At 61.9% G+C, this 26,300-nt stretch carries 26 protein-coding genes; 10 read left to right on the forward strand and 16 right to left on the reverse strand.

All coding sequences use genetic code 11. The features are described 5' to 3' along the window. Window positions 1-61 precede the first annotated feature (61 nt). The gene (locus tag KUA23_RS26400) at window positions 62-388 is read right to left on the reverse strand and encodes a DUF1820 family protein (RefSeq protein WP_003194436.1); all 327 of its coding nucleotides are present in this window, start codon (window positions 386-388) and stop codon (window positions 62-64) included. Window positions 389-519: 131 nt separating this feature from the next. On the opposite strand from KUA23_RS26400, the gene miaB reads away from it, so the two are divergent. From miaB to lnt, 5 genes are all read left to right on the forward strand, one after another. Continuing rightward, on the forward strand, window positions 520-1,848 hold the full coding sequence (gene miaB / locus KUA23_RS26405; protein ID WP_100492092.1) for a tRNA (N6-isopentenyl adenosine(37)-C2)-methylthiotransferase MiaB: 1,329 nt from the start codon (window positions 520-522) through the stop codon (window positions 1,846-1,848). A 226-nt stretch (window positions 1,849-2,074) separates the two neighbouring features. Further along, a complete protein-coding gene (locus tag KUA23_RS26410; RefSeq protein ID WP_078050321.1) occupies window positions 2,075-3,079 on the forward strand; it encodes a PhoH family protein in 1,005 nt (334 codons plus the stop codon). Then, window positions 3,072-3,530: an rRNA maturation RNase YbeY gene (ybeY, locus tag KUA23_RS26415; protein WP_078050322.1), complete on the forward strand. Its 459-nt coding sequence runs from the start codon at window positions 3,072-3,074 to the stop codon at window positions 3,528-3,530. The genes KUA23_RS26410 and ybeY overlap by 8 nt, the downstream gene beginning before the upstream one ends. A 41-nt stretch (window positions 3,531-3,571) precedes the next feature. Next, window positions 3,572-4,411: a CorC family transporter gene (locus KUA23_RS26420; RefSeq protein ID WP_010206772.1), complete on the forward strand. Its 840-nt coding sequence runs from the start codon at window positions 3,572-3,574 to the stop codon at window positions 4,409-4,411. A gap of 8 nt (window positions 4,412-4,419) precedes the next feature. Next, window positions 4,420-5,943 carry an apolipoprotein N-acyltransferase gene (lnt, locus tag KUA23_RS26425; protein WP_099491071.1) on the forward strand — a complete coding sequence of 508 codons (1,524 nt, stop codon included), beginning with the start codon at window positions 4,420-4,422 and terminating at the stop codon, window positions 5,941-5,943. Between the two features lie 123 nt (window positions 5,944-6,066). Here the strand turns inward: lnt and KUA23_RS26430 are convergent, their stop codons facing one another. Both KUA23_RS26430 and KUA23_RS26435 read right to left on the reverse strand, forming a co-directional pair. Further along, window positions 6,067-6,828: a YdcF family protein gene (locus KUA23_RS26430; RefSeq protein ID WP_252993104.1), complete on the reverse strand. Its 762-nt coding sequence runs from the start codon at window positions 6,826-6,828 to the stop codon at window positions 6,067-6,069. A gap of 114 nt (window positions 6,829-6,942) precedes the next feature. Then, the gene (locus KUA23_RS26435) at window positions 6,943-7,260 is read right to left on the reverse strand and encodes a hypothetical protein (RefSeq protein ID WP_078050325.1); all 318 of its coding nucleotides are present in this window, start codon (window positions 7,258-7,260) and stop codon (window positions 6,943-6,945) included. Window positions 7,261-7,522: 262 nt separating this feature from the next. Between KUA23_RS26435 and leuS the strand changes: the two genes are divergently transcribed. The 5 genes from leuS (at window position 7,523) to KUA23_RS26460 (ending at window position 13,679) form a co-directional block, all read left to right on the forward strand. Continuing rightward, the gene (leuS, locus tag KUA23_RS26440; RefSeq protein WP_078050326.1) at window positions 7,523-10,129 is read left to right on the forward strand and encodes a leucine--tRNA ligase; all 2,607 of its coding nucleotides are present in this window, start codon (window positions 7,523-7,525) and stop codon (window positions 10,127-10,129) included. A gap of 88 nt (window positions 10,130-10,217) precedes the next feature. Further along, window positions 10,218-10,823 (forward strand): LPS-assembly lipoprotein LptE, encoded by a 606-nt coding sequence (locus KUA23_RS26445; protein WP_078050327.1) that lies wholly within the window; start codon window positions 10,218-10,220, stop codon window positions 10,821-10,823. A 39-nt stretch (window positions 10,824-10,862) separates the two neighbouring features. Continuing rightward, on the forward strand, window positions 10,863-11,900 hold the full coding sequence (gene holA, locus KUA23_RS26450; protein ID WP_078050328.1) for a DNA polymerase III subunit delta: 1,038 nt from the start codon (window positions 10,863-10,865) through the stop codon (window positions 11,898-11,900). A 227-nt stretch (window positions 11,901-12,127) separates the two neighbouring features. After that, entirely contained in the window at window positions 12,128-12,292 is a 165-nt protein-coding gene (gene arfA, locus KUA23_RS26455) for an alternative ribosome rescue factor ArfA (RefSeq protein WP_252993105.1), read from the forward strand. Between the two features lie 61 nt (window positions 12,293-12,353). Continuing rightward, window positions 12,354-13,679 carry a lytic murein transglycosylase gene (locus KUA23_RS26460; RefSeq protein ID WP_078050329.1) on the forward strand — a complete coding sequence of 442 codons (1,326 nt, stop codon included), beginning with the start codon at window positions 12,354-12,356 and terminating at the stop codon, window positions 13,677-13,679. Window positions 13,680-13,792: 113 nt separating this feature from the next. Here the strand turns inward: KUA23_RS26460 and KUA23_RS26465 are convergent, their stop codons facing one another. From KUA23_RS26465 to KUA23_RS26525, 13 genes are all read right to left on the reverse strand, one after another. Beyond that, window positions 13,793-14,713 carry a S66 peptidase family protein gene (locus KUA23_RS26465; protein ID WP_100492089.1) on the reverse strand — a complete coding sequence of 307 codons (921 nt, stop codon included), beginning with the start codon at window positions 14,711-14,713 and terminating at the stop codon, window positions 13,793-13,795. A 181-nt stretch (window positions 14,714-14,894) separates the two neighbouring features. Then, on the reverse strand, window positions 14,895-15,896 hold the full coding sequence (gene lipA, locus KUA23_RS26470) for a lipoyl synthase (RefSeq protein ID WP_162163623.1): 1,002 nt from the start codon (window positions 15,894-15,896) through the stop codon (window positions 14,895-14,897). A gap of 26 nt (window positions 15,897-15,922) precedes the next feature. Continuing rightward, entirely contained in the window at window positions 15,923-16,570 is a 648-nt protein-coding gene (lipB, locus tag KUA23_RS26475) for a lipoyl(octanoyl) transferase LipB (RefSeq protein ID WP_010206783.1), read from the reverse strand. Beyond that, complete coding sequence (locus tag KUA23_RS26480; RefSeq protein WP_078050331.1) at window positions 16,570-16,845, reverse strand: DUF493 domain-containing protein; 276 nt, start codon at window positions 16,843-16,845, stop codon at window positions 16,570-16,572. Before KUA23_RS26480 ends, lipB begins: the two co-directional genes overlap by 1 nt. A gap of 84 nt (window positions 16,846-16,929) precedes the next feature. Continuing rightward, window positions 16,930-18,087: a D-alanyl-D-alanine carboxypeptidase family protein gene (locus KUA23_RS26485; protein ID WP_078050332.1), complete on the reverse strand. Its 1,158-nt coding sequence runs from the start codon at window positions 18,085-18,087 to the stop codon at window positions 16,930-16,932. 180 nt (window positions 18,088-18,267) lie between these two features. Further along, window positions 18,268-19,266 (reverse strand): septal ring lytic transglycosylase RlpA family protein, encoded by a 999-nt coding sequence (locus KUA23_RS26490; protein ID WP_078050333.1) that lies wholly within the window; start codon window positions 19,264-19,266, stop codon window positions 18,268-18,270. Next, the gene (mltB, locus tag KUA23_RS26495) at window positions 19,266-20,276 is read right to left on the reverse strand and encodes a lytic murein transglycosylase B (RefSeq protein WP_078050334.1); all 1,011 of its coding nucleotides are present in this window, start codon (window positions 20,274-20,276) and stop codon (window positions 19,266-19,268) included. The genes KUA23_RS26490 and mltB overlap by 1 nt, the downstream gene beginning before the upstream one ends. Window positions 20,277-20,293: 17 nt before the next feature. Continuing rightward, window positions 20,294-21,397 carry a rod shape-determining protein RodA gene (rodA, locus tag KUA23_RS26500; RefSeq protein WP_042570827.1) on the reverse strand — a complete coding sequence of 368 codons (1,104 nt, stop codon included), beginning with the start codon at window positions 21,395-21,397 and terminating at the stop codon, window positions 20,294-20,296. Window positions 21,398-21,428: 31 nt separating this feature from the next. Further along, window positions 21,429-23,327 carry a penicillin-binding protein 2 gene (gene mrdA / locus KUA23_RS26505; protein WP_078050335.1) on the reverse strand — a complete coding sequence of 633 codons (1,899 nt, stop codon included), beginning with the start codon at window positions 23,325-23,327 and terminating at the stop codon, window positions 21,429-21,431. A gap of 15 nt (window positions 23,328-23,342) precedes the next feature. After that, entirely contained in the window at window positions 23,343-23,810 is a 468-nt protein-coding gene (gene rlmH, locus KUA23_RS26510; RefSeq protein ID WP_003176297.1) for a 23S rRNA (pseudouridine(1915)-N(3))-methyltransferase RlmH, read from the reverse strand. A gap of 9 nt (window positions 23,811-23,819) precedes the next feature. Next, on the reverse strand, window positions 23,820-24,314 hold the full coding sequence (rsfS, locus tag KUA23_RS26515; protein ID WP_010206793.1) for a ribosome silencing factor: 495 nt from the start codon (window positions 24,312-24,314) through the stop codon (window positions 23,820-23,822). Window positions 24,315-24,383: 69 nt separating this feature from the next. Continuing rightward, on the reverse strand, window positions 24,384-25,028 hold the full coding sequence (gene nadD, locus KUA23_RS26520; protein WP_078050336.1) for a nicotinate-nucleotide adenylyltransferase: 645 nt from the start codon (window positions 25,026-25,028) through the stop codon (window positions 24,384-24,386). Further along, window positions 25,028-26,293: a glutamate-5-semialdehyde dehydrogenase gene (locus KUA23_RS26525; RefSeq protein WP_100492088.1), complete on the reverse strand. Its 1,266-nt coding sequence runs from the start codon at window positions 26,291-26,293 to the stop codon at window positions 25,028-25,030. Before KUA23_RS26525 ends, nadD begins: the two co-directional genes overlap by 1 nt. Window positions 26,294-26,300 lie beyond the last annotated feature (7 nt).

The raw sequence follows: 26,300 nt of genomic DNA on the forward strand, positions 1-26,300 counted from the left end.
AGGAATGCGGCCAACTGTGGGAGCTGGCTTGCCTGCGATGGGCGCGACGCGGTCTGAAGCCCTACTTCTCAGGCATCGGCATCGGAAACGGCATCACATTGCTGGTGCCCCGTGCCTCGCTGATCTTCGGCGTGCCCAGGCGCTCGACTTCATCGATGCGCACAATCGAATGCATCGGCACAAAACTGCGCACCACGCCTTCAAACTGAGCCTTGAGTTTCTCTTCGCCCGGGTCGACGACCAATTGGGTGCGCTCGCCAAAGACGAACTCTTCCACCTCCAGGAAACCCCACAGATCGCTCTGATAGATCTGCTTGGCGTACATTTCGAACACCTGGCCCTGGTTGAGGAAAATCACCTTGTAGATTGGAGCTTCACGTTTGGTCATGGTGGGCGAACAACACATCGGGGATATAAAAGAGGGCGCGAACTATAGCATGGCACCCGATGCACAACGCTAGGAACCAATGGGCATGCCCCCTATAATGCGCGGTTCTTTACCACCAGTTGACGATCCCCATGGCCAAGAAGCTTTACATCGAAACCCACGGTTGCCAGATGAACGAGTACGACAGCTCGCGCATGGTCGATCTGCTGGGCGAACACCAGGCCCTGGAAGTCACCGCCCGCGCCGAAGATGCCGACGTGATCCTGCTCAATACCTGCTCGATCCGCGAACGGGCCCAGGACCGTGTGTACTCGCAGCTGGGCCGCTGGCGCGAATTGAAACTGGCCAACCCGGACATGGTGATCGCCGTCGGCGGTTGCGTGGCCAGCCAGGAAGGCGCCGCGATCCGCGACCGCGCGCCCTATGTCGACGTGGTCTTCGGCCCGCAGACCCTGCACCGCTTGCCGGAAATGATCGACGCCGCACGCTTCACCAAGCTGCCGCAGGTCGACGTGTCGTTCCCGGAAATCGAAAAATTCGACCACTTGCCCGAGCCACGTATCGATGGGCCAAGTGCCTACGTGTCGGTCATGGAAGGCTGCAGCAAGTACTGCACCTTCTGCGTGGTGCCTTACACCCGTGGCGAAGAAGTCAGTCGGCCGTTTGACGACGTACTGTCGGAAATCATCCACCTGGCCGAAAACGGCGTGCGCGAAGTGACCCTGCTGGGCCAGAACGTCAACGGTTACCGTGGCCTCACCGACGATGGCCGCCTGGCCGACCTGGCGGAGCTGATCCGCGTGGTGGCTGCCGTGGACGGTATCGAGCGGATTCGCTACACCACCTCGCACCCGCTGGAGTTCTCCGACAGCCTGATCCAGGCCCACGCGGAAGTGCCGGAACTGGTCAAGCACCTGCACCTGCCGGTGCAATCGGGTTCGGACCGCATCCTGGCGGCCATGAAGCGCAACCACACCGCCCTGGAATACAAATCCAAACTGCGCAAATTGCGCGCGGCGGTGCCGGGCATCTGCATCAGTTCGGACTTTATCGTCGGCTTCCCCGGTGAAACCGAAAAAGACTTCGAGCAGACCATGAAGTTGATCGAGGACGTCGGTTTCGACTTCTCTTATTCATTCGTCTACAGCCAGCGCCCCGGCACCCCGGCCGCCGACCTGGCGGATGACACCCCGGAAGCGCTGAAAAAAGAGCGTCTCAATGCCCTGCAACATCGCTTGAACCAGCAGGGTTTCGAGATCAGCCGACAAATGGTCGGTTCCACCCAGCGCATCCTGGTCACCGACTACTCGAAAAAAGACCCGGGCGAGCTGCAGGGCCGTACCGAAAACAACCGAATCGTAAACTTCCGTTGCGATAATCCGACCCTGATCGGCCAGTTTGCCGACGTGCACATCGATGCGGCGCAGCCTCATTCGTTGCGTGGGTCGTTGATCCCGTAACCCATCGGTATCATTGACTGACGGAGATCAAAATGTGGGAGCGGGCTTGCTCGCGAAGGCGGCGGTTCAGTCGATACATGCATTGACTGACCCAACGCCTTCGCGAGCAAGCCCGCTCCCACATTTGGACCGCGCAGCATTCCGATAACGTAAGTGCTTTCGTACCCGCGCCACTGGCGTTATTCTCTCTTTCACCTCAACAGCCAAAGGGCGGCTAAAAGCGACCTTGAACGCACCCACAGTAGAACCCCATCGTTTTCTCCTCGAGCCCTTTGAGGCTCGCCGTTTCGCCAACCTGTGCGGACAGTTCGACGAGCACCTGCGCTTGATCGAACAACGCCTGAGCATCGAGATCCGCAACCGCGGCAATCAGTTCGAGCTCATTGGTGAACCTCAACACACCACGTCCGCAGAAAACCTGCTGCGCCGTCTCTACCGCGAAACCAAGGGCAGTGAGCTGTCGCCGGAAACGGTGCACCTGTACCTGCAGGAATCGGCGGTGGAAGACCTGGCCAACAACCCTGTGGCCGAAGCCAGCGTGGCCCTGCGGACCAAAAAAGGCATGATTCGCCCACGCGGCTTGAATCAGCAGAAGTACGTCAAGGAAATCCTCGGCAACGACATCAACTTTGGCATCGGCCCAGCCGGTACCGGCAAGACCTACCTGGCCGTGGCCTGTGCGGTCGACGCCCTGGAGCGCGAGCAAGTACGCCGCATCCTGCTGGTGCGCCCGGCGGTCGAGGCTGGCGAAAAGCTCGGCTTCCTGCCCGGCGACCTGGCCCAGAAGATCGACCCGTACCTGCGCCCGCTCTACGACGCACTCTACGAGATGCTCGGCTTTGAATACGTAGCCAAGCTGATCGAGCGCCAGGTGATCGAGATCGCCCCGCTGGCCTACATGCGCGGCCGCACCCTGAACAACAGCTTCATCATCCTCGACGAAAGCCAGAACACTACCGTCGAGCAAATGAAGATGTTCCTCACCCGGATCGGTTTCGGCTCCACCGCCGTGATCACCGGCGACGTCACCCAGGTCGACCTGCCCAAGGGCACCAAGTCAGGCCTGGCCCAGGTGATCGAGGTGCTCAAGGACGTGCCGGGCATCAGCTTCACGCACTTCATGCCCAAGGACGTGGTCCGCCACCCGCTGGTGCAGCGCATTGTCGAAGCCTACGAGCGCTTCGACCATCGCGACGACGCGCCGGCCAAGGACGTTCGCCGCGATGCTTGAGCTAGACCTGCAACTGGCCACCGAAGCGCCCGCACCCAGCGAAGCCCAGTTCCGTCAATGGTGCGCCCTGGCCCTGCGCCAGCGCACCGCCGACTCGGAACTGACCATTCGACTAGTCGACGAGCCCGAGGGCCGCGAGCTGAACCACACCTGGCGCCAGAAGGATTACGCGACCAACGTGCTGTCCTTCCCCGCCGACGTGCCGGATGAACTGCTGGATATCCCCTTGCTGGGCGACCTGGTCATCTGTGTCGAGGTGGTGGAGCGCGAGGCGAAGGAACAAGGCAAGGAACTAGAAGCCCATTGGGCCCATCTAGTCATCCACGGCTGCTTGCATCTCTTGGGTTACGACCATATAGACGATGACGAAGCCGAGGAAATGGAAACACTGGAACAAACGTTGCTTGCAGAATTGGGTCATCCGGACCCTTATGCAGACGACGACGTTTAAAAACACTCAACTGTAACAATAAAGGATTCAGAGTAATCGCTATGAGCGAAGACCGATCGAGCAACGGGCAGAAGTCATGGCTGGGTAAACTGACCCAGGCTTTTGCCCACGAGCCGAAAAACCGCCAGGAGCTGCTTGAGCTGCTGCGCGAGGCCCATCAGAACAAGTTGCTGGACAGCGAAGCGCTGGCCATCGTCGAAGGCGCCATCCAGGTGGCTGACCTGCAAGTACGCGACATCATGGTCCCGCGCTCGCAGATGATCAGCATCAAGGCGACCCAGACCCCACGGGAGTTTCTCCCGGCCGTGATCGACTCGGCGCACTCGCGCTACCCGGTGATCGGTGAAAGCCATGACGACGTCATGGGTGTCCTGCTGGCCAAGGACCTGCTGCCGCTGATCCTCAAGGAGAACGGCGACAGCTTCAACATCAAGGACCTGCTGCGTCCGGCCACCTTCGTGCCTGAATCCAAGCGCCTGAACGTGTTGCTGCGTGAGTTCCGCGCCAACCACAATCACATGGCCATTGTGATCGACGAATACGGCGGCGTGGCCGGCCTGGTGACCATTGAAGACGTGCTGGAACAGATCGTCGGCGACATCGAAGACGAACATGACGTCGAAGAAGACAGCTACATCAAGCCGCTGCCCAGCGGTGACTTCCTGATCAAGGCGCTGACGCCGATCGAGAACTTCAACGAGTTCTTCGACAGCGAATTCTCCGACGACGAGTTCGACACCGTCGGCGGCCTGGTGATGAGTGCGTTCGGGCACCTGCCCAAGCGTAACGAAACCACCGAGATCGGCGCTTATCGCTTCCGCATCCTGAATGCCGATAGCCGCAGGATCCATCTGATCCGCCTGACACCCATTGCCCGCTAAGGAATGACATGCAGCGCCTAACCCGCCCCGGCTGGCCCGGTAATCTGCTGGCCGTGGTGGCCGGCGCCATCACCACCCTGGCGCTGGCGCCGTTCGACCTGTGGCCGTTTGCACTGGTCGCGGTCGGCGTGTTCTACGTGGGGCTGCGGGACCTGAGCCCGCGCCAGGCCCTGGGGCGTGGTTGGTGTTTTGGTTTCGGCCTGTTCGGCGCCGGCACCAGCTGGATCTACTACAGCATCCACCATTTCGGCGGCGCTTCGGTGCTGCTGGCCGGGTTCTTGATGCTGCTGTTCACCGCCGCGATTGCCTGGTTCTTCGCCCTGCCCGCCTGGCTGTGGGCCCGCTGGTTGCGTCGCAATGAAGCGCCATTGGCCGATGCGCTGACGTTCGCCGCGCTGTGGGTGGGCCAGGAAGCGTTTCGCGGCTGGTTCCTGACCGGGTTCCCGTGGTTGTACTCCGGCTACAGCCAACTCGACGGTCCGCTGACGGGCTTGGCCCCAGTGGGCGGCATGTGGCTGATTTCCTTTGCCTTGGCACTCACGGCAGCCTTGCTGTGCAACCTGCCGCGCCTGCTGGCTGGCAAGCGCAACGCATTTATCGGTGCGGGCCTGGTGTTGCTGGTTGCGCCCTGGGCCATCGGCCTGGCGCTCAAGCACCACGCCTGGACGGCGCCTTCGGGTGCGCCACTGACCGTAGCGGCCATCCAGGGCAATGTCGAACAAAGCATGAAATGGGACCCGGAGCAGCTCAATGCACAGCTCGCGCTGTACCGCGATATGAGCTTCAGCTCCAAGCCCGTCGACCTATTGGTGTGGCCAGAAACAGCAGTGCCGGTGCTCAAGGAGTCTGTCGAGGGCTACTTGGGCATGATGGGCAAATTCGCCGCCGACCGGCACACCGCGCTGATCACCGGCGTGCCGATCCGCCAGGAAGTGCATCACCAGAAGCGCTACTTCAACGGCATCACCGTGGTCGGCGAAGGCGACGGCACCTACCTCAAGCAGAAACTGGTGCCGTTCGGCGAATACGTGCCGCTGCAGGACATGCTGCGCGGCTTGATCGCTTTCTTCGACCTGCCGATGTCGGACTTCGCGCGCGGCCCGTCCGACCAGGCGATGCTGCAGGCCAAGGGCTATCAGATTGCGCCGTTCATTTGCTACGAAGTGGTGTACCCGGAATTCGCTGCCGGCCTGTCAGCCCAGAGCGATCTGTTGCTGACCATCAGCAACGACACCTGGTTCGGCCGCTCCATCGGCCCGCTGCAGCACCTGCAAATGGCGCAGATGCGTGCGCTGGAAGCCGGCCGCTGGATGATCCGCGCCACCAACAATGGCGTGACCGGCCTGATCAACCCGTTTGGGCAGATCACCGCGCAGATCCCGCAATTCGAGCGCGGCATCCTTTACGGGGAAGTGGTGCCGATGCACAACCTTACGCCGTACCTGCACTGGCGTTCGTGGCCGTTGATCATTGTGTGCCTGGGGCTGTTTGGCTGGGCGCTGCTGGCGGGCCGGATGTCCAAGACCGTTTGACCGACAGGCACATGACAATGTGGGAGCTGGCTGGCCTGCGATAGCGGTGGGTCAGCCAGCAAATGGGCCGGCCGGCAGTCTGCCATCGCAGGCAAGCCAGCTCCCACATTTGCATGTGCAGTGTTATCGGTAGAACCATCGGTAACCTATCTGCCCCGCCGCTTCATTGATCAACTGCCCGCTGCGCCACACCGCTACAAACTCCGGCATCCACCCGCCCAGCGGCCTGGCGTTGTCCACCCCCAGAAACCCCACGGGCGCCGGCACCACGGTAAAGCCGGCCTTCTCGAAGCTCCACACCGAACGCGGCATGTGCCAGGCCTGGGTCACCACCACCACGCGCTTGATCCCCTCCGGCAGCAGAATCTCGGCGCTCATCTGAGCATTTTCCCAAGTGGTACGGCTGCGTTCTTCTTTCCAGCGCACCGCCACGCCGAAGTCATCCTGCATCGACACGGCCATCAACTCGGCCTCGCTGGGCGGCGTGCCGTAATGCAGGCCGCCAGTGGTCAGCACCGGCAGCCCGGAGGCCTTGGCCAGTCGTGCGGCGTAACGCTGGCGCTCCAGGCCGGTACCGGTGGGTTGGTCGGTGCCCCACGCCGGGTCACCGCGCTCACGCCCCGAACCCAACACCACGATGGCATCGGCACGCTGGGCCAGGGTGCTCCAGTCCTCGCGGGCCAGCGGCGGCTCGGTTTCCAGGGCACGAGCCCCCCACTCCACCATCACCGGCAGGCTGATCAGCCACATGCCGCCCAGGCCCAGGGCAAAGCAGCACGCGGCCAAGCGCGGGCGGCTGCGACGAAACCACCAGGCAAGGGCCAGCAGCAGCAAGAGAATGCCGGGCGGCAGGAGCAGCTGTTTGATGAAGTAACGAATAGGCATCGGGCATCTCCATAGATGCCCGAAGCCTAAGGTGTAACGGGGTTTAGCGACAATCTTTACGGTGACCTGTCTTGCAGTGACATAGAGCGATGATGCAGTTCAGGGGGGAGTGAATTACTTGTAGCGGGCGGACCGGAGCTTTTCCGGGCCACGACCGGCCGACAAGTCCTTGAGCCACACCACCTTGGCTGAATGCGTAGGCTCCTTGACTGGCGGGGTTGCCACCCAGGGAGGCGCACTGCGCCCATTGCGTTCCAGATAAGCGTTGATCAGTTCCAGCTCCGCGCGGCTAAGCCCACGCAGTTCCAACTCAACAGGCCGTTCATCACGCAATCGGCCCGCTGTCCTCGCTGCATCCAATGCACGACCCAATCGGTCGATCAGTCCTTCGTAGATATCCGGTTTCGTTACGATTCGCTGCGATTCAACCATCCCCTCACCTCATTGAAGATATGACTCACTCCCCAATAAACAGCGTAGCCCCCATGGCTGCACCTGCCTGGCGCCGCGACAGACGGCCCTGCCGGCGCAATCAGGGTTTCCCTCGATAGAGTGGGGTCATGTATGCTACGGCGCTTCCTGTAACTCCACTTCCCGCAGGGTTTGGGCACGGACGCGCCGCTTTTTGGTGTCGATCAACCTGAATGTTGCACCGAAGAGGATTAGGCCACCCCTATTCAGTTCAAAAGTAGCCATGCACGAACAATATCAGCCCCGTGAAATAGAAAATGCCGCCCAAACCTTCTGGGACGAGCAAAAGTCCTTTGAAGTCAGTGAACAGCCAGGCAAGGAGACTTACTACTGCCTATCGATGTTCCCTTACCCCAGCGGCAAGCTACACATGGGGCACGTGCGTAACTACACCATCGGCGACGTGATTTCCCGTTACCAGCGCATGCAAGGCAAGAACGTCCTGCAACCCATGGGTTGGGACGCCTTCGGCATGCCGGCGGAAAACGCCGCGATGAAAAACAACGTGGCCCCCGCCAAGTGGACCTACGAAAACATCGCCTACATGAAGAGCCAGCTGCGCAGCCTGGGCCTGGCGGTGGACTGGTCCCGCGAAGTGACCACCTGCAAGCCGGACTACTACCGCTGGGAACAATGGCTGTTCACGCGCCTGTTCGAAAAAGGTGTGATCTACAAGAAAAGCGGCACCGTGAACTGGGACCCGATCGACCAGACCGTACTGGCCAACGAACAAGTGATCGACGGTCGCGGCTGGCGTTCCGGCGCGCTGATCGAAAAGCGCGAAATCCCGATGTATTACTTCAAGATCACCGCCTACGCGGATGAGCTCTTGTCGAGCCTCGACGACCTGCCGGGCTGGCCTGAACAGGTCAAGACCATGCAGCGCAACTGGATCGGCAAGTCCAAGGGCATGGAAGTGCAGTTCCCGTACAACGTTGACTCGATCGGCGAAGCGGGCGCACTCAAAGTCTTCACCACCCGCCCAGATACCCTGATGGGCGCGACCTACGTCGCTGTGGCCGCCGAACACCCGCTGGCCACCCAGGCTGCACAGAACAACCCTGAGCTGCAGGCTTTCATCGCCGAATGCAAAGGCGGCAGCGTGGCCGAGGCCGACGTCGCCACCCAGGAGAAAAAAGGCCTGCCGACCGGCCTGTTCGTCGAGCACCCGCTCACCGGTGAAAAGCTGCCGGTATGGGTCGCCAACTACGTGTTGATGCACTACGGCGATGGCGCCGTCATGGCTGTGCCGGCTCACGACGAGCGCGATTTCGAATTCGCCACCAAGTACAGCCTGCCGATCAAATCCGTGGTGCGTACCAGTTCGGGCGACACCAACCCGGCCCCGTGGCAAGACGCCTACGGCGAGCACGGTGAGCTGATCAATTCCGGCGAGTTTGATGGCCTGGACTTCCAAGGCGCCTTCGACGCCATCGAAGTCGCCTTGATCAAGAAAAACCTCGGTGCCTCGCGCACCCAGTTCCGCCTGCGCGACTGGGGTATCAGCCGCCAGCGCTACTGGGGCTGCCCGATCCCGATCATCCACTGCGAAAGCTGTGGCGACGTGCCAGTACCGGAAGACCAACTGCCAGTCGTCCTGCCGGAAGACGTGGTGCCGGACGGCGCCGGTTCGCCATTGGCGCGCATGCCCGAGTTCTACGAGTGCAACTGCCCGAAATGCGGCCAGCCTGCCAAGCGTGAAACCGACACCATGGACACCTTCGTCGAGTCCTCGTGGTACTACGCCCGCTATGCCTCGCCGCACTATGAGGGCGGCCTGGTAGAAAAATCCGCGGCTGACCACTGGCTGCCGGTGGACCAGTACATCGGCGGTATCGAACACGCCATCCTTCACCTGTTGTACGCGCGCTTCTTCCACAAGCTGATGCGTGACGAAGGCCTGGTGAGCTCCGATGAGCCGTTCAAGAACCTGCTGACCCAGGGCATGGTGGTCGCCGAGACTTACTATCGCCGTGAAGCCAATGGCGCCTACACCTGGTTCAACCCGGCGGACGTCGAGCTTGAGCGCGACAGCAAAGCCAAGGTCATCAGCGCCAAGCTGATCGCCGACGGCCTGCCGGTGGAAATCGGCGGCACCGAGAAGATGGCCAAGTCGAAGAACAACGGCGTTGACCCGCAGTCGATGATCGATCAGTTCGGCGCCGACACCTGCCGCCTGTTCATGATGTTCGCCTCGCCGCCTGACATGAGCGCCGAATGGTCCGACTCCGGCGTTGAAGGCTCGCACCGTTTCCTCAAGCGCGTCTGGCGCCTGGCGCACGCCCACATCAGCCAGGGCCTGCCGGGCAAACTGGACGTGGCAGCCTTGAGCGACGAGCAGAAGCTCATTCGCCGCAGTACCCACCTGGCCATTAAGCAAGCCAGCCAGGACGTGGGCCAGAACCACAAATTCAACACCGCCATCGCCCAGGTGATGACGCTGATGAACGTGCTGGAAAAAGCGCCACAGGTCACTGAGCAGGACCGTGCGCTGGTACAGGAAGGCCTGGAAACGGTCACCCTGCTGCTGGCCCCGATCACGCCGCACATCAGCCACGACCTGTGGAACCGCCTGGGCCACAGCGACGCCGTCATCGATGCGCGCTGGCCGGTACAGGATGACAGCGCCCTGGTACAGGACACGCTGCAACTGGTGATCCAGGTCAACGGTAAACTGCGTGGCCAGATCGACATGCCGGCCACCGCCAGCCGCGAAGACGTCGAGGCGGCTGCCCGCGTCAACGAGAACGTGCTGCGCTTTACCGAAGGCCTGACGATCCGCAAAGTGATCGTGGTGCCTGGCAAACTGGTCAATATCGTCGCTAGCTAATCGGATCGGGCGCAGGGCTTGAGCCCTGCGCCGAACAAAGCCTTCAGGGCCTCGATAAGGCCCACATGGTTTCAAGGGGAGCAACAAAATGATCAAACGCAATTTGCTGGTTATGGGCCTTGCCGTGCTGCTGAGCGCTTGCGGCTTCCATCTGCGCGGTACCGGCACCAACGAACTGGCGATCAAGGAACTGGACGTCAGTGCCCGTGACGCCTACAGCGAGACAGTGACCCAGCTGCGTCAGGTCCTGGAAAACAACGGCGTTCACGTCTACACCGGCGCGACCTACAAGCTGTTCCTGGCCAATGAAACGCAAACCCAGCGCAACCTGAGCTACGCCAGTGCTGGCCGTGCATCCGACATCGAACTGAGCACCGTGCTCAGCTTTGAAGTCCAGGGCCGCGACCACCTGCCATTGATGAGTGACGACGTCCAGATCCAGAAAATCGTCGGCCACGACGGCAACAACCTGGTGGGTTCGGATTCCGAAATCATCCAGGTGCGCAAGGAAATGCGTCGCGAGCTGGTGCAGCGCATGGTTCTGCGCCTGTCGATGATCACGCCGGAACAACTTGAGACCTTGCAGCAACGCGCTGACGACAAGGCCAAGGCTGATGCCGACGCGCTGAAAGCTGCCAAAGAGTACGAAGACAACACGCCGAAACAGTCGCCTGTTGAAGTCCCTGTCGAGTAAGCCAAACGGGGCGCCCCAAGCGCCCCGTTTACCCTGCCTATGAAACTCGCCCCCGCTCAACTCGCCAAACACCTGCAAGGTGGCCTTGCGCCTGTCTACATTGTCAGCGGTGATGACCCGCTGCTGTGCCAGGAAGCCGCCGACGCCATTCGCACCGCTGCACGCCAGCAAGGTTTCGACGAACGCCAGGTCTTCAGCGCCGACGCCAGTTTCGATTGGGGCACGTTGCTGCAAGCCGGCGCAAGCATGTCGCTGTTCGCCGAAAAACGCCTGCTGGAACTGCGCCTGCCGTCGGGCAAGCCTGGCGACAAAGGCGCCGCCGCCCTGATGGAGTACTGCTCGCGACCGGCCGAGGACACGGTGCTGTTGATCAGCCTGCCCAAGCTCGACGGCAGCGCGCAGAAAACCAAATGGGGCAAGGCCTTGGTGGAAGGGGCGCAGACCCAGTTCATCCAGATCTGGCCGGTGGACAGCAGCCAGCTGCCGCAATGGATTCGCCAACGCCTGTCCCAATCCGGGCTGTCGGCGACCCAGGATGCAGTGGAGCTGATCGCGGCTCGGGTCGAAGGCAACTTGCTGGCCGCCGCCCAGGAGATCGAAAAGCTCAAGCTGATGGCCGAAGACGGGCAGATAACCGTCGAGACCGTCCAGGGCGCTGTGGCGGATAGCGCACGCTTTGATGTATTCGGGCTGGTGGACGCGATCCTCAATGGCGAACCCGCCCACGCGCTGCGCATGCTGGAAGGCCTGCGCGGCGAAGGCGTGGAGCCACCGGTGATTCTGTGGGCCCTGGCTCGCGAACTGCGAGTGCTGGCCAATATTGCCCTGCAATACAGCCAGGGCACGCCGCTGGACAAAGCCTTCAGCCAAGCCAGGCCACCGGTCTGGGACAAACGCAAACCGCTGATGAGCAAAGCGTTGCAACGGCACTCAGCGCAACGCTGGGCGCAGCTTTTGCTGGAGGCTCAGCGCATTGATGCGCAGATCAAGGGCCAGGCGGCGGGATCGCCGTGGATGAGCCTGAGCCGTTTGTCGCTGTTGATGGCTGGACAGCGCCTGACCCTCCCCGCCGAATAACCCCGTCCAGGCACTACATTTCCCTGTGGGAGCTGGCTTGCCTGCGATAGCGGTGGGTCAGCTTGCATGTCCGGCACTGACATACTGATTTCGCAGGCAAGCCAGCTCCCACATTAACCGTGCCCACTTCAGGTTGCGAAAACGCCTACATATCGCAGGGCTTTACAGCAGCCCAACTTCGGCAGATGATTCGCACCGCTTTATCCCACCTGTCGAGAGTACCGATCATGAGCAAAAAGCCATCCAAGCATGGCCCCAACAAGGCCAAATCCATCATCGCCCAGCCACTGTTCCGCAGCCGTCAGGAACGCGCCGGCAAGGGCAAAGGCAGCTACCGCCGCGAACCCTTCCAGTCTAATAGCTGGGAGGCTTCTTACTTTCTGGCTGCCTGAAGGCAAGCGCCCCTCTGGCATGATAAGGTCTGCACCTGATTTGTAATCCCTGGACCTGTGCATGCCCTCTAGTCTTTCCCGTCGCTGGCACCTTCGCCAATTGATCGCTGCCTCCAGCCTCATTCTGCTTGTCGCCTGCGCGGAGAAACCCACCGCCGCCGACGCTCAACCGCTGCCCAAGCTCCAGACCGCACCAGTGGTAGCGCCCGCTGTCGTGGCCCCGCTGGCTGTGGATAATCTTGATATCCAACCGACCCAGACCTTCGCCGAATGGCAGGCAGCCTTTCGTGTGCAGGCCCTGCAGGCCGGTATCACCCCCGCCGTGTTCGACACCGCCTTCGCCGACGTCACCCCCGATATGGCGGTGATCCGCGCCGACCGCAGCCAGCCGGAGTTTTCCCGGCCGGTTTGGGAATACCTCGATGGCGCCCTCTCGCCCGTGCGCGTGCGTAACGGCCAGGCATTGCTGGTCAAGTACGCCGATATCCTGCAAAGCATCGAACAACGTTATGGCGTCGACCGCCAGGCGCTGGTATCGGTATGGGGCATGGAAAGCAACTTCGGCCAATTCCAGGGCAACAACTCGGTGATCCGCTCCTTGGCGACCCTGGCCTACGAAGGCCGTCGCCCGGCGTTCGCGCAGGCGCAGTTGCTGGCGGCGCTGCAGATCATCCAGCACGGCGATATCCAGGCCGACCAGATGAAAGGCTCCTGGGCCGGCGCCATGGGCCAGACCCAATTTATCCCGACCACCTACAACACCCACGCCGTGGACTTCGACGGCGACGGTCGCCGCGATATCTGGAACAGCCCGTCCGATGCCCTCGCCTCCACCGCACACTATCTGCAAAGCTCCGGCTGGCAGAAAGGCCAGCCGTGGGGCTTTGAGGTGAAACAACTGCCGGCGAACTTCGATTACGCCCTGGCCGACGGAGGTATCCGCAAGACGGTCGCTGAATGGCTGAAACTGGGCATCCAACTGCCACCGGGCGCAAGCATGCCGCCCAACGTCGACCAACTGTCCGCCGCCCTGCTGCTGCCGGCGGGTTATCGTGGCCCGGCGTTCCTGGTGCTGGATAACTTCCGCGCGATCCTCAAGTACAACAACTCGTCGTCCTATGCACTGGCGGTAGGCCTGTTGTCGGAACGCTTCGGTGGCGGTGGTGTGATTCGTGGCGATTGGCCAAAAGATGAGCTGCCGCTGAGCCGCTCGCAGCGCATCGACCTGCAGACGGCCCTGAGTGCCAACGGCTATGACGCGGGCAACCCGGACGGGATTATCGGCGCCAACACGCGCAAGGCGATTCGTGCGGCGCAGCAGGCGCTGGGCTGGCCGGCGGATGGGTATCCGACGGTGAAACTGCTGGAATCGCTGCAGAACCGGTAAACCGTCGCACGGCAACTACCGTTATCGCAGGCAAGCCAGCTCCCACAGGGGAATACGTTCCAAGTGTGGGAGCTGGCTTGCCTGCGAAGACGGCCTGACAGGCAACCTCAAACTCAAGGCTTAAGCACTACATCCTGCTCCAACACCACCCGCTGCTCCCCCGCATCCAGCCTCACCAACGCGCCCATCGGCAAGGTCAGGTTCGGATCACAATGCCCACTGCGCCAGCCGGCCAATACCGGAACGCCCAGCGGCGCAAAGGTCTGCTTCAACAGCCGCTCCAACGCCACGTTATCCACGCCCGCCACATCCCCCACCAGCACGCCGGCAACCTGCGCCAGCTTGCCCGCCAGACGCAGGTGCGTGAGCAGGCGGTCGATGCGATAGATCGGCTCGTTGACATCCTCGATAAGCAGAATGATGCCGTCGGCGTCGATTTCGTAAGGCGTGCCCATCACTGCGGCGATCATCGACAAGTTGCCGCCCAGCAAGCGCCCGCAGGCGATGCCAGGCTCGATGGTGGTCAACGGGTAGGCCACCGGGTGAACCAACTCGCTGCCGGCGCCCAGTTGGCCGCGCAGCAGGCTGAACAGGGAGGACTCGGTGGGTTGTTGCTTGCCGCCGAGCAGGTCGGCATTCAGCATCGGGCCGTGAAAGGTCACAAAACCGGCGTAGCGGCTGATTGCCAAGTGCAGCGCGGTGATGTCGCTGTAACCCACGAAGGGTTTGGGGTTGGCCCGCAGCAGGTCGAAGTCCAGGCTGTCGAGCAAGCGTGGCGTGCCGTACCCGCCGCGCAAGCAGAAGATCGCATCGATTTCAGGGTCTGCAAAGGCTTTGTGAAGGTCGGCGAGGCGGGTTTTATCGCTACCGGCGAGGTAGCCGTCGCGCTCATAGACACCGGGGAAGATTCGCAGGTCGTAGCCGCGGGCGCGCATCCATTGGCCGGCTTTTTCGACGTCCAGGGTGGCGGGGCCGGCGGGGGCGATCAGGGCGATGGTGCCTTCGGGTCGCAAGGCAGGTACGGCGACAGTCATCCACAATTCTCCTTACCCAACGCAGAACCAAATGTGGGAGCGGGCTTGTGTGAGAGCTGGCTTGCCTGCGATGGCATCACCTCGGTGCATCTGTTGTACCGAGGCGTCTGCATCGCGGGCAAGCCCGGCTCCCACACAAGCCCACTCCCACATTGGATCAGCGGTGTTGCCCGAATCTGTATTACGAAACCAGGCTAGCCTTGACCAGCTTGGCCTGCTCGTCCGCATGGTACGAGGAGCGCACCAACGGGCCCGAGGCCACGTTCTTGAAGCCCATCTTGTAGCCTTCTTCGGCGAACCAGGCGAAAGTATCCGGGTGCACGAAACGCTGCACTGGCAAGTGGCTGCGGGACGGTTGCAGGTACTGTCCCAGGGTCAGCATGTCGATGTCGTGTTCGCGCATGCGCTTCATGACTTCGATCACTTCTTCATCGGTCTCGCCCAGGCCCAGCATCAAGCCGGACTTGGTCGGAATGTGCGGCATCATCTGCTTGAATTTCTGCAGCAGGGTCAGCGACCACTGGTAGTCCGAACCCGGACGCGCGGCCTTGTACAGGCGCGGCACGGTTTCCAGGTTGTGGTTGAACACATCCGGCGGCTCGGCGGCGGTGATTTCCAGCGCCACGTCCATGCGGCCACGGTAGTCCGGCACCAGGGTTTCGAGCATCACGTTCGGCGACAGCTTGCGGATTTCGCGGATACAGTCGGCAAAGTGCTGGGCACCGCCGTCACGCAGGTCGTCACGGTCAACCGAGGTAATCACCACGTACTTGAGTTTCAGGTCGGCGATGGCGATGGCCAGGCTTTCCGGCTCGTTGACGTCCAATGGCTTCGGACGGCCGTGGCCGACGTCGCAGAACGGGCAACGACGGGTGCAGATGTCACCCATGATCATGAAGGTGGCGGTACCGCCGGAGAAGCACTCGCCCAGGTTCGGGCAGGACGCTTCTTCGCACACGCTGTGCAGCTTGTGTTTGCGCAGCAAGGCCTTGATACGGTCGACTTCCGGCGAAACCGGGATGCGCACGCGGATCCAGTCAGGTTTCTTCGGCAGTTCGGTGGTCGGAATGATCTTCACCGGGATGCGTGCAACCTTCTCGGCGCCGCGCAGCTTGACGCCGGCTTCCACCTTGGCACGCGGGGCCGGGGCCGGACGCTCGGTAACGTCCAGCGTCGGGATCATGGTTTGCACTGCATCAGTAGTCATAATCAGTCGATTCCGCCCGTAAGGGTCGTCTGCTCAGCATAGTCGAGGTGTTTGACGAGCTGCGCACGCAGCCGGGCACTTACCTCGGCAAATTTAATCGGTGTGGCGTGGTCGCTCAGTTGCGTCATCGCCAACCCGGCATAGCCACACGGGTTGATGCGCCGGAACGGTGCCAGGTCCATGTCCACATTCAGGGCCAGGCCATGAAAGGAACACCCGTGGCGAATGCGCAACCCCAGTGAGGCGATTTTCGCGCCGTCCACGTACACACCGGGTGCATCGGGCTTGGCCGCGGCGCTCACGCCGTAACTGGCCAACAGCTCGATCAGGCAAGCCTCCATACGGCTGACCAGGTCACGTACGCCAAACCCAAGCTTGCGCACGTCCAGCAGCAGATAAGCCACCAGTTGACCCGGCCCATGGTAAGTCACTTGCCCCCCACGGTCGACCTGCACCACCGGAATATCCCCCGGCAGCAACAGATGCTCGGCCTTGCCGGCCTGCCCCTGGGTGAAGACGGGCGGATGTTCCACCAGCCAGATCTCATCGGGGGCCGACGTGCCGCGCTCATTGGTGAAGCGCTGCATGGCGTGCCAGACGGGCTCGTAGTCCATCCGGCCGAGCTCGCGAAAGCCCAGGACGTGAGACATCACAGCACCATGTGCACGAAGCCAGTGGCCCGCAGTTCGCTGTTGATGTTGTAGAGCTGGTCTTGATCAGTCGCAACAATGTGCAACTGGATCGTCGTGTATTTGCCGGTAGAGCTGGATCGCTCATCCACGCGCTGATCGTTGATCGTCGCGTGTTTACGCACGATCTCGAGAATCAGGTCTTTACGGCCGACACCGGTATCGCTGATCACCTTGATGGGGTAGTCCACCACTGGGAATTCGATCTTTGGCGCGTTTACTTCTTTATCGGTCATGGCGTAACGGCCTCGTAAGCGTAAGCCGTGGCGACGGGCAAAGCCCCGTGTCGGATCAACACGGGGCTTTGCAGGTGCACACAATCAGTTGAACAAGCTGTAGAAGAATAGACGGATGCTATCCCAGACGCGGCGGAAGATACCACCTTCGTCGACGGCGTCCAGCGCGATCAGGTCGGCACTGTGAACCACTTTGTCGTCCAACTTCACTTCGACCTTGCCGATCACGTCACCCTTGGCGATTGGGGCAACCAATTGCGGGTTCATGGTCATGCTGGCGGCGAGCTTTTTCAGCTGGCCTTTAGGCATGGTCAGGGTCAGGTCTTCAGCCAGGCCGGCTTTGACTTGGGAGGTAGCGCCTTTCCACACGGGCGCGGTCGCCAGTTCAGTACCCTTCTGATAGAAGGTCTGGGTTTCGAAGAAACGGAAACCGTAGGTCAGCAGTTTTTGCGTCTCGGCCGCACGGGCCTGCTCGCTGTTGGTGCCGAAGACCACCGCGATCAGGCGTTGGCCATCACGTACGGCGGACGACACCATGCAGTAGCCGGCTTCGTCGGTGTGGCCGGTTTTCAGGCCATCGACGGTCTTGTCGCGCCACAGCAACAGGTTGCGGTTAGGCTGCTTGATGTTGTTCCAGAAGAACTCCTTCTGGGAGTAGATCGCGTAGTGCACCGGGTCGACACGGATGATTGCGCGCGCCAGGATCGCCATGTCGTGAGCCGACGAGTAGTGCTCTGGGTTCGGCAGACCGGTCGGGTTCATGAAGTGGCTGTTGGTCATGCCCAGGTCGGCCACGGTTTTGTTCATCATGTCGGCGAATGCGTCTTCGCTGCCGGCGATGTGCTCGGCCAGGGCGACGCTGGCGTCGTTACCGGACTGGATGATGATGCCGTGCAGCAGGTCGCTCACGGTGACTTGCGAGCCGACCTTGATGAACATCCGCGAACCGCCGGTGCGCCAGGCGTTTTCGCTGACAGTAACCGGGTCGTTCTCGCCGATCTGGCCGCGACGGATTTCCAGGGTCGCGATGTAGGCGGTCATCAGCTTGGTCAGGCTGGCAGGCGGCAGGCGCTGGTCACCGTTGCTCTCGACCAGCACGTTGCCACTGGCGGCATCCATGAGGACCCAGGACTTGGCGGCCAGTTGCGGTGAAGCCGGCACCATTTCAACCGCCCAGGCGGCCGGGGTGATGATCAGCGAGATAAGCAGGCACGTGCGTTTGGCTAAGGTGGTGATGTTCATCCGTCTCTCGAAATTGCTTATGGAAACTTGCCCTCGCGGGCAAAACTTATTCAGACAGCCCGCTTCCAGACTGTCACGTGTTCGGTTGCCCGCTCACCCCTTGCCCCTGGGTTTTTATTGTTCAACGAGCCAACAACCAGGGTCCGAGCCCGCGCACGAGCTTGAACCATCAATGCTTACTTATTCTGCTGTGACCACGCTGGGCTGCCCCAGGTTGGCCAGGCGCACGCTGTTCTGCACCTGCGCGACCTCGCTCGGCGAGCCGATCGGGCCCATGCGTACACGGTGCAACGTCTGCTGGTTACGCACGATGGAGCTGATAAATACCGGCGCGTTGACCATGCTGCTCAGCTTGGACCTTAACAGTTCTGCCGCATCCGGGTTGGCGAAAGCGCCCACCTGCAAATATTGTCCGCCTGCCAGCGAAGCGCCCTGGGCGGCTTGCGGCACGGCCACGGTGTCCGGGGCGTGCTGCTGTGGCGGCGGTGTCCACTGCTCGACCTTGCCGGCCGACGCGGTGATTTGCGGTTGCGGAGTCTGCGGCTCATTGAGCATCAACGGCGCCGGCTTGCCACGCTGGGCCCAATACTGCGCCGGGTCGATGCCTTCGACCTTGACCCGCGCGGTGCCGGTTTCGGCGTAACCGAGTTTCTTCGCGGCGGCGTAGGACAAGTCGATGATGCGGTCCGAATAGAACGGCCCACGGTCGTTGACCCGCAGGATGACCGTGCGGTTGTTATCCAGGTTGGTCACCCGTACGTAGCTGGGCAGCGGCAACGTCTTGTGCGCCGCGCTCATGCCGTACAGGTCATACACTTCGCCGTTGGCGGTGTTCTGGCCATGGAACTTGGTGCCGTACCAGGACGCTGTGCCCGATTGCACGTAGGTCTTGGATTCCTGCAGCGGGAAATAGGTCTTGCCCAGCACGGTGTACGGGTTGGCCTTGTAGGCGCCGGTGTGCAGGGTTGGCGTGGCATCCGGGATCTTCGACACGTCGACATCCCACCACGGCGCGCCGTCTTTGTGCGCGCGGTTGATGTCCAGGCCCGGCTGGGAACGGACGGCCGTGCCCCCCGACTTCTGCACCGGACCACGGCTGGTGGAACAACTGACGACCAGCAGGGACAACGCGGCGAACGCCACCAGCTTGAGCGGTTGATTGAACGGCGATGCCCGCATTACTTGTTGCCCCGTGCTTGGACCAGCATGTCTGACAGCTGATGCACGGCCATGGCGTACATCACACTGCGGTTATAACGCGTGATTGCGTAGAAATTCTTCAGGCCCATCCAGTATTCCGGGCCGTTTTCGCCTTCGAGGCGGAATGCCGTGACCGGCATATCATCCGGCAGCGCATTCTGACTCGACCAGCCCAGCGCCCGCAACTCCCCGACCGTCTTGGCCGGCTCGATGCCCTGGGTCAGGCCTTCGTCGGCGCGGTCCCCGGCGACATCGGCGCGGATCACCACCGGCTCGCCGGCGACCCAGCCATGACGCTTGAAGTAGCTGGCTACACTGCCGATCGCGTCGTCAGGGTTGCTCCAGATATTGATATGCCCGTCGCCGTCAAAATCCACCGCATAGGCGCGAAAGCTGCTTGGCATGAACTGCGGCAAGCCCATCGCACCGGCGTAGGAACCCTTGAGGGTCAGCGGGTCGACCTGTTCTTCACGGGCCAGCAGCAGGAACTCGCGCAGCTCCTTGCGAAAGAAGTCAGCGCGCGGCGGGTAATCGAAGCCCAGGGTCGACAAGGCGTCGATCACCCGGTAACTGCCCGTATTGCGCCCGTAAAAGGTTTCAATGCCAATGATCGAGACAATCACCTGGGCCGGCACGCCGTATTCCTGCTCGGCGCGGGCCAGTACCGCCTCGTGTTGGCGCCAGAAGTCCACACCTCGTGCCACGCGGGCGTCGGTGAGGAACATCGGGCGGTATTCCTTCCACTGTTTCACGCGTTCGGCTGGGCGTGAGATGGCGTCTAGGATCGCCTGCTTCTTCTGGGCTTCGCGGAACACGCCCATCAGCTGTTCACCGGCGAAACCATAGTCGCGGGTCATTTCACCGACAAACTCGGCGACCTGGGGTGAACCATCGTAGTCACCGGCCTGCGCCTCTTGCGTTGCGCCCAGCAGCCCAATCAGGCCCATCCAGGACGCGTGCCGAGTCGCCCAGCCGCGCATTACTTGCATTGACATCTTCACCTTATTCAAACCTGTGCGATCCATTTGCGATGCGTATGAATCGACATCAAAACCCCAAACGCTGACAGCAATGTCACCAGCGAAGTTCCGCCGTAGCTAATGAACGGCAACGGCACCCCAACGACCGGCAACAGGCCACTGACCATACCGATGTTGACGAAAACGTAAACAAAAAAAGTCATGGTCAGGGCGCCAGCCAGCAATTTGCCGAACAGCGTCTGCGCCTGTGCGGTGATCACCAGGCCGCGACCGATCAACAGTAAATAGATCAGCAACAGCGCGCAAATGCCCACCAGGCCGAACTCTTCGCCCATTACCGCAATAATGAAGTCGGTGTGGCTCTCGGGCAAAAAGTCCAAGTGCGACTGGGTGCCCAGTAACCAACCCTTACCAAATACGCCACCGGAGCCGATGGCGGCCTTTGATTGGATGATGTTCCAGCCGGTGCCCAGCGGGTCGCTTTCGGGATCGAGGAAGGTCAGGATCCGCTGCTTCTGGTAGTCGTGCATAAAGAAGAACCACATGGCCACGGCCACGGGCACGGCGGCGGCCAGCACGCTGAGGATCCAGCGCCAGCGCAGACCGCCCATGAACAGCACGAATGCACCGCCCGCCAGGATCAGCAGCGAGGTGCCGAGGTCGGGCTGGCGCACGATCAGGATAAACGGCACGCCAATCAGGATCAGGCTGATCCCTACGTGCTTGAGCTGCGGCGGCAAGGTGCGCTTGGACAGGTACCAGGCGATGGTCGCCGGCATCAGAATCTTCATGAATTCCGACGGCTGGAAGCGAATCACCCCCGGAATGTTAATCCAGCGGGTCGCGCCCATGGCGTTGTGGCCCATAACGTCCACCACCACCAGCAGTAACACGCCGGCCACGTAACCGAGCGGCACCCAGCGCGCCATGAAGCGCGGCTCAAGCTGGGCGATCACCACCATCGACAACAACCCAAGGCCGAACGACGAAGCCTGCTTGATCAGCAAGTCCCAGTTCTTGCCGCTGGCCGAATACAGCACGAACAGGCTGCCGGCCGCCAGGGTCAGCAGCAGGATCAGCAATGGGCCATCAATGTGCATGCGCTGCAGCAACGTCGCACGGCGACGCATCACATCCTCACTGGAGAGGATGCGGTCAAAATTACTCTTCACGGGCCGTAACCTCGGTGCTTGAAGGGGGGCCGCCATATTCGGGCTTGAGCCTGCCGTCGTCGGCCAACAGCCAGGCGTCCATCACTTGGCGCACCACGGGCGCCGCGACGCCGGAGCCGGACTCGCCGTTCTCGACCATCACCGCCACCACGATTTTCGGGTCGTCCGCCGGGGCAAAGCCGACAAACAAGGCGTGGTCACGGTGGCGCTCCTGGACCTTGGTGCGGTCGTATTTCTCGCCCTGCTTGATCGCCACGACCTGGGCGGTACCGCTCTTGCCGGCGATGCGGTATTGGGCGCCAATCGCGGCCTTGCGCGCAGTACCACGGGCGCCGTGCATCACTTGCTGCATGCCATGGTTGACCTTGGTCCAGTCGGACGGGTCGCGCAGCACGATGTCCGGGATCGGGTTTTCGTCCAAAGGCTTCTCGCCCTCGATGGTCTTGGCCAGGTGCGGACGGTTCCAGATGCCTTTGTTGGCCACCAGTGCGGTCGCCTGGGCCAGTTGCAGCGGCGTGGCCTGCATATAGCCCTGGCCAATACCCAGAATCAGGGTTTCGCCCGGGAACCACGCCTGGCGGCGGGTCGCACGCTTCCATTCCCGCGACGGCATCAGGCCGGGGGATTCTTCGAACATGTCCAGGGAGACCTTCTGGCCGAGGCCGAACTTGCCCATGTAGGCGGACAAACGATCGATACCCAGCTTGTGCGCCAGGTCGTAAAAATAGGTGTCGTTGGAGCGCATGATCGCGGTGTCCAAGTCGACATAGCCGTCACCGGTGCGGTTCCAGTTACGGTATTTGTGATCGTAGTTGGGCAGCATGTAGTAGCCGGGGTCATAGACTCGACTGGAGGCCGTCACCACACCCGCGTCCAACCCCGCAATCGCCACCGCCGGCTTGATCGTTGACCCCGGTGGATACAGGCCGCGCAGTACGCGGTTGAACAGCGGCCGGTCGATGGAATCGCGCAACTCGGCGTAGGCCTTGAAGCTGATGCCGGTCACGAACAGGTTGGGGTCGAAGCTTGGCTGGCTGACCATCGCCAGCACTTCGCCCGTCTTCGGGTCCAGCGCCACCACCGCGCCGCGACGACCGCCCAGGGCCATTTCCGCCGCTTCCTGCAGCTTGATGTCCAGGCTCAGTACGATGTCCTTGCCCGGCACCGGGTCGGTGCGTTTGAGCACCCGCAGCACGCGGCCTCGGGCGTTGGTCTCGACTTCTTCGTAGCCCACCTGGCCGTGCAGCTCGGGCTCGTAGAAGCGCTCGATGCCGGTCTTGCCGATATGGTGGGTGCCGCTGTAATTGACCGGATCGAGGGTTTTCAGCTCTTTCTCGTTGATCCGCCCCATGTAGCCGACTGAGTGGGCAAAGTGCGGCCCTTGCGGGTAATGCCGCACCAACTGCGCCACCACCTCCACACCCGGCAAACGGAACTGGTTCACCGCGATCCGCGCGATCTGCTCTTCGGTCAGCTCGAACAGGATCGGCACCGGCTCGAAAGGCCGGCGCCCCTGCTTCATGCGCTTCTCGAAGATCACCCGGTCTTCCGGCGTCAGCTGCAGCACCTCGACGATCACATCGAGGATCTGCTGCCAGTCGCCGGAACGCTCGCGGGTCATGCTCAGGCTGAAGCTGGGCCGGTTATCCGCAACCACCACGCCATTACGGTCGAAAATCAGCCCACGGGTCGGAGGGATCGGCTGCACATGCACCCGGTTGTTTTCCGACAGCGTGGAGTGATAGTCGTACTGGATCACCTGCAGGAAATACAGGCGGGCAATCAGCACGCCCAACAACGCCACCACCATGATCGCGCCAAACACCACGCGCGCGCGTACAAGACGTGCGTCTTTCTCGTGGTCCTTGATGCGGATCGGTTGGGTCATCGGGAGGGGCGCAGATTATTTGTGATAAGGGTGCCCGGACAGAACTGTCCAGGCGCGATACAGCTGTTCACCGATCAGGATCCTTACCAGCGGGTGCGGCAGCGTCAGCGCCGACAGCGACCAACGCTGGTCCGCCCGCGCGCAGACTTCCGGTGCCAGCCCTTCGGGGCCGCCAACCATGAAGTTGACCGTACGCGAGTCCAGGCGCCAGCGATCCAGTTCCACCGCCAGCTGCTCGGTGCTCCAGGGTTTGCCGTGCACTTCAAGGGTGACGATGCGCTCGTTGGGGCCGACCTTGGCCAACATGGCTTCGCCTTCCTGACGGATAAAGCGCGCCACATCGGCATTCTTGCCCCGGGTATTGAGCGGTATCTCTACCAGTTCCAGCGACAGCTCAGCGGGCAGACGCTTGGCATACTCGTGCCAGCCTTCTTCCACCCACTTGGGCATGCGTGAACCGACAGCAATCAGACGCAGGCGCACAGCCGTTCCTTATTCCTGGTCTTTGTTCAGCTTGTCGAAGTGCGCATGGCCCACTTCCGGGCTGTGGTGCTTGCCATCGGCGGCACGGCTCTGCTCGGCGCCTTTCCACAGACGCTCCAGGTCGTAGAACTGACGGGCGTTGGAGGTCATCATGTGAACGATCACGTCGTCCATGTCCAGCAGCACCCAGTCGCTGTCGCCCTTGCCTTCTTCACCCAGCGGCTTCACGCCCTGGGCTTTGACGGCTTCGCGGACCTTGTCCAGCATCGCGCCGATCTGACGGTTCGAGGTACCGGTGGCGATGATCATGTAGTCGGTGATGCTCTGCTTGTCGCGCACGTCCAGCACCTGGATGTCCTGGGCCTTGACGTCTTCCAGGGCCGCCACGGCAACTTTTACCAGCTCTTCGCCAGCCAGCTCAGGGCCGGTGTGGGCTTCTACTGGCAGCGGGGCGCTTTTGAACGTGCCTTTGCGCTTAACTTTGCTTACGTCTTTGTTCGTCATATAAAACTCGTTTTGCTCGTATGTTCGGGCGCTCGTTCTACGACTGTGCGTAGGTTCAAGCACGCCTTTTCAGTTCGACGCACGGTAAAGCCCGTGCGCATCGATGTAGGCCAGGACCGCGTCAGGCACCAGGAAACGTACCGACTTCCCGCTGGCCAGCAGTTGACGGATCTGGGTGGCGGACACCGCAAGCGGGGTCTGCCAGACGAATGCAATATTCCCGTTCGGCCCGGTCAGGGCCAAGGGGTCACTTACCGACCGCGCGGCCAGCAGGTTGCGCAAGGCATCCGGCGGTTCGCTGTCGGCATCCGGGCGTTGCAAAACCAGGATGTGGCAATGCTGGAGGAGTTCCTCCCAGCGGTGCCAAGAGGGCAGGCCGCAAAATGCGTCCCAGCCCAAAAGCAGAAACAACTGGTCATCCGCGGCCAACTCGGCGCGCATCAGTTCCAGGGTGTCAACAGTGTAGGACGGTTTATCGCGCTTGAGCTCGCGGTCGTCCACCACCAGCGGCGCTATGCCGTCCACCGCCAGGCGCACCATTTCCAGGCGCTGCTGCGGTGACACCTGCGGCGTATCGCGATGGGGCGGCCGTGCGTTGGGCATCATGCGCAACTCATCGAGCGCGAGGGCATCCGCGACTTCCAGGGCACTGCGCAAATGGCCGATGTGCACGGGGTCGAAAGTACCGCCGAGCAGCCCGATGCGTTTACCCATCAAGTGCGCACATGACCGTCGCCGAACACCACGTACTTCTCGCTGGTCAGGCCTTCCAGGCCAACCGGGCCACGGGCGTGGAGCTTGTCGGTGGAAATACCGATCTCCGCCCCCAGGCCGTATTCGAAGCCGTCGGCAAAGCGTGTCGAAGCGTTGATCATCACCGAGGCGGAATCCACTTCGTTGAGGAAGCGTCGCGCATCGCTGAAATGCTCGGAAACGATAGCGTCAGTGTGCTTGGAGCCGTAGGTGTTGATGTGTTCGATGGCTTCGTCGAGGTCGTCGACAATCTTGATCGACAGGATCGGCGCGGTGTATTCGGTATACCAGTCCAGCTCGGTCGCCTCGATCACGTCCGCGCCCAGCAGCGCACGGGTACGCCCGCAACCGCGCAGCTCGACGCCCTTGTCGCGGTAGATGGCAGCCAGCGGCGGCAGCACGCGATCGGCAATGCCGACGTGCACCAGCAGGGTTTCCATGGTGTTGCACGGGGCGTAGCGGTGGGTCTTGGCGTTGTCGGCGATGCGGATCGCCTTGTCGATGTCGGCGGCGACGTCGATAAACACGTGGCACACGCCGTCCAGGTGCTTGATGACCGGCACCTTGGCATCGCGGCTGACGCGTTCGATCAGGCTCTTGCCACCGCGCGGCACGATCACGTCGACGAATTCCGGCATAGTGATCAGCGCGCCCACGGCGGCGCGGTCGGTGGTTTCCACCACTTGCACCACTTCGGCAGGCAATTCGGCCACGGCCAGGCCCTGCTGGATGCAGGCCGCAATGGCGCGGTTGGAATTGATCGCCTCGGAACCGCCGCGCAGGATGGTGGCATTGCCAGACTTGAGGCACAGGCTCGCGGCGTCGATGGTCACGTTTGGACGCGACTCGTAAATGATGCCGATCACGCCCAGGGGCACGCGCATCTTGCCGACCTGGATGCCGGACGGCAGGTAGCGCATATCACGGATTTCACCGATGGGGTCAGGCAGCTTGGCCACCTGACGCAGGCCTTCGATCATGTCGTCGATACGTGCCGGGGTCAGCGCCAGGCGGTCCAGCAGGGCCGGCTCCAGGCCATTGGCGCGGCCGTTGGCCAGGTCCAGTTCGTTGGCGGCGGTGAGCTCGGAGCGCGAAGCATCCAGAGCGTCGGCGGCAGCCAGCAGGGCACGGTTCTTCTGCGCGGTGCTCGCACGGGCGATCAACCGCGAGGCCTGACGGGCAGCGCGACCCAGGCGGGTCATGTAGTCAAGAACGGACTCAGTCATGGTCAGG

This window comes from Pseudomonas pergaminensis (genome assembly GCF_024112395.2).
GTDB lineage: Bacteria > Pseudomonadota > Gammaproteobacteria > Pseudomonadales > Pseudomonadaceae > Aquipseudomonas > Aquipseudomonas pergaminensis.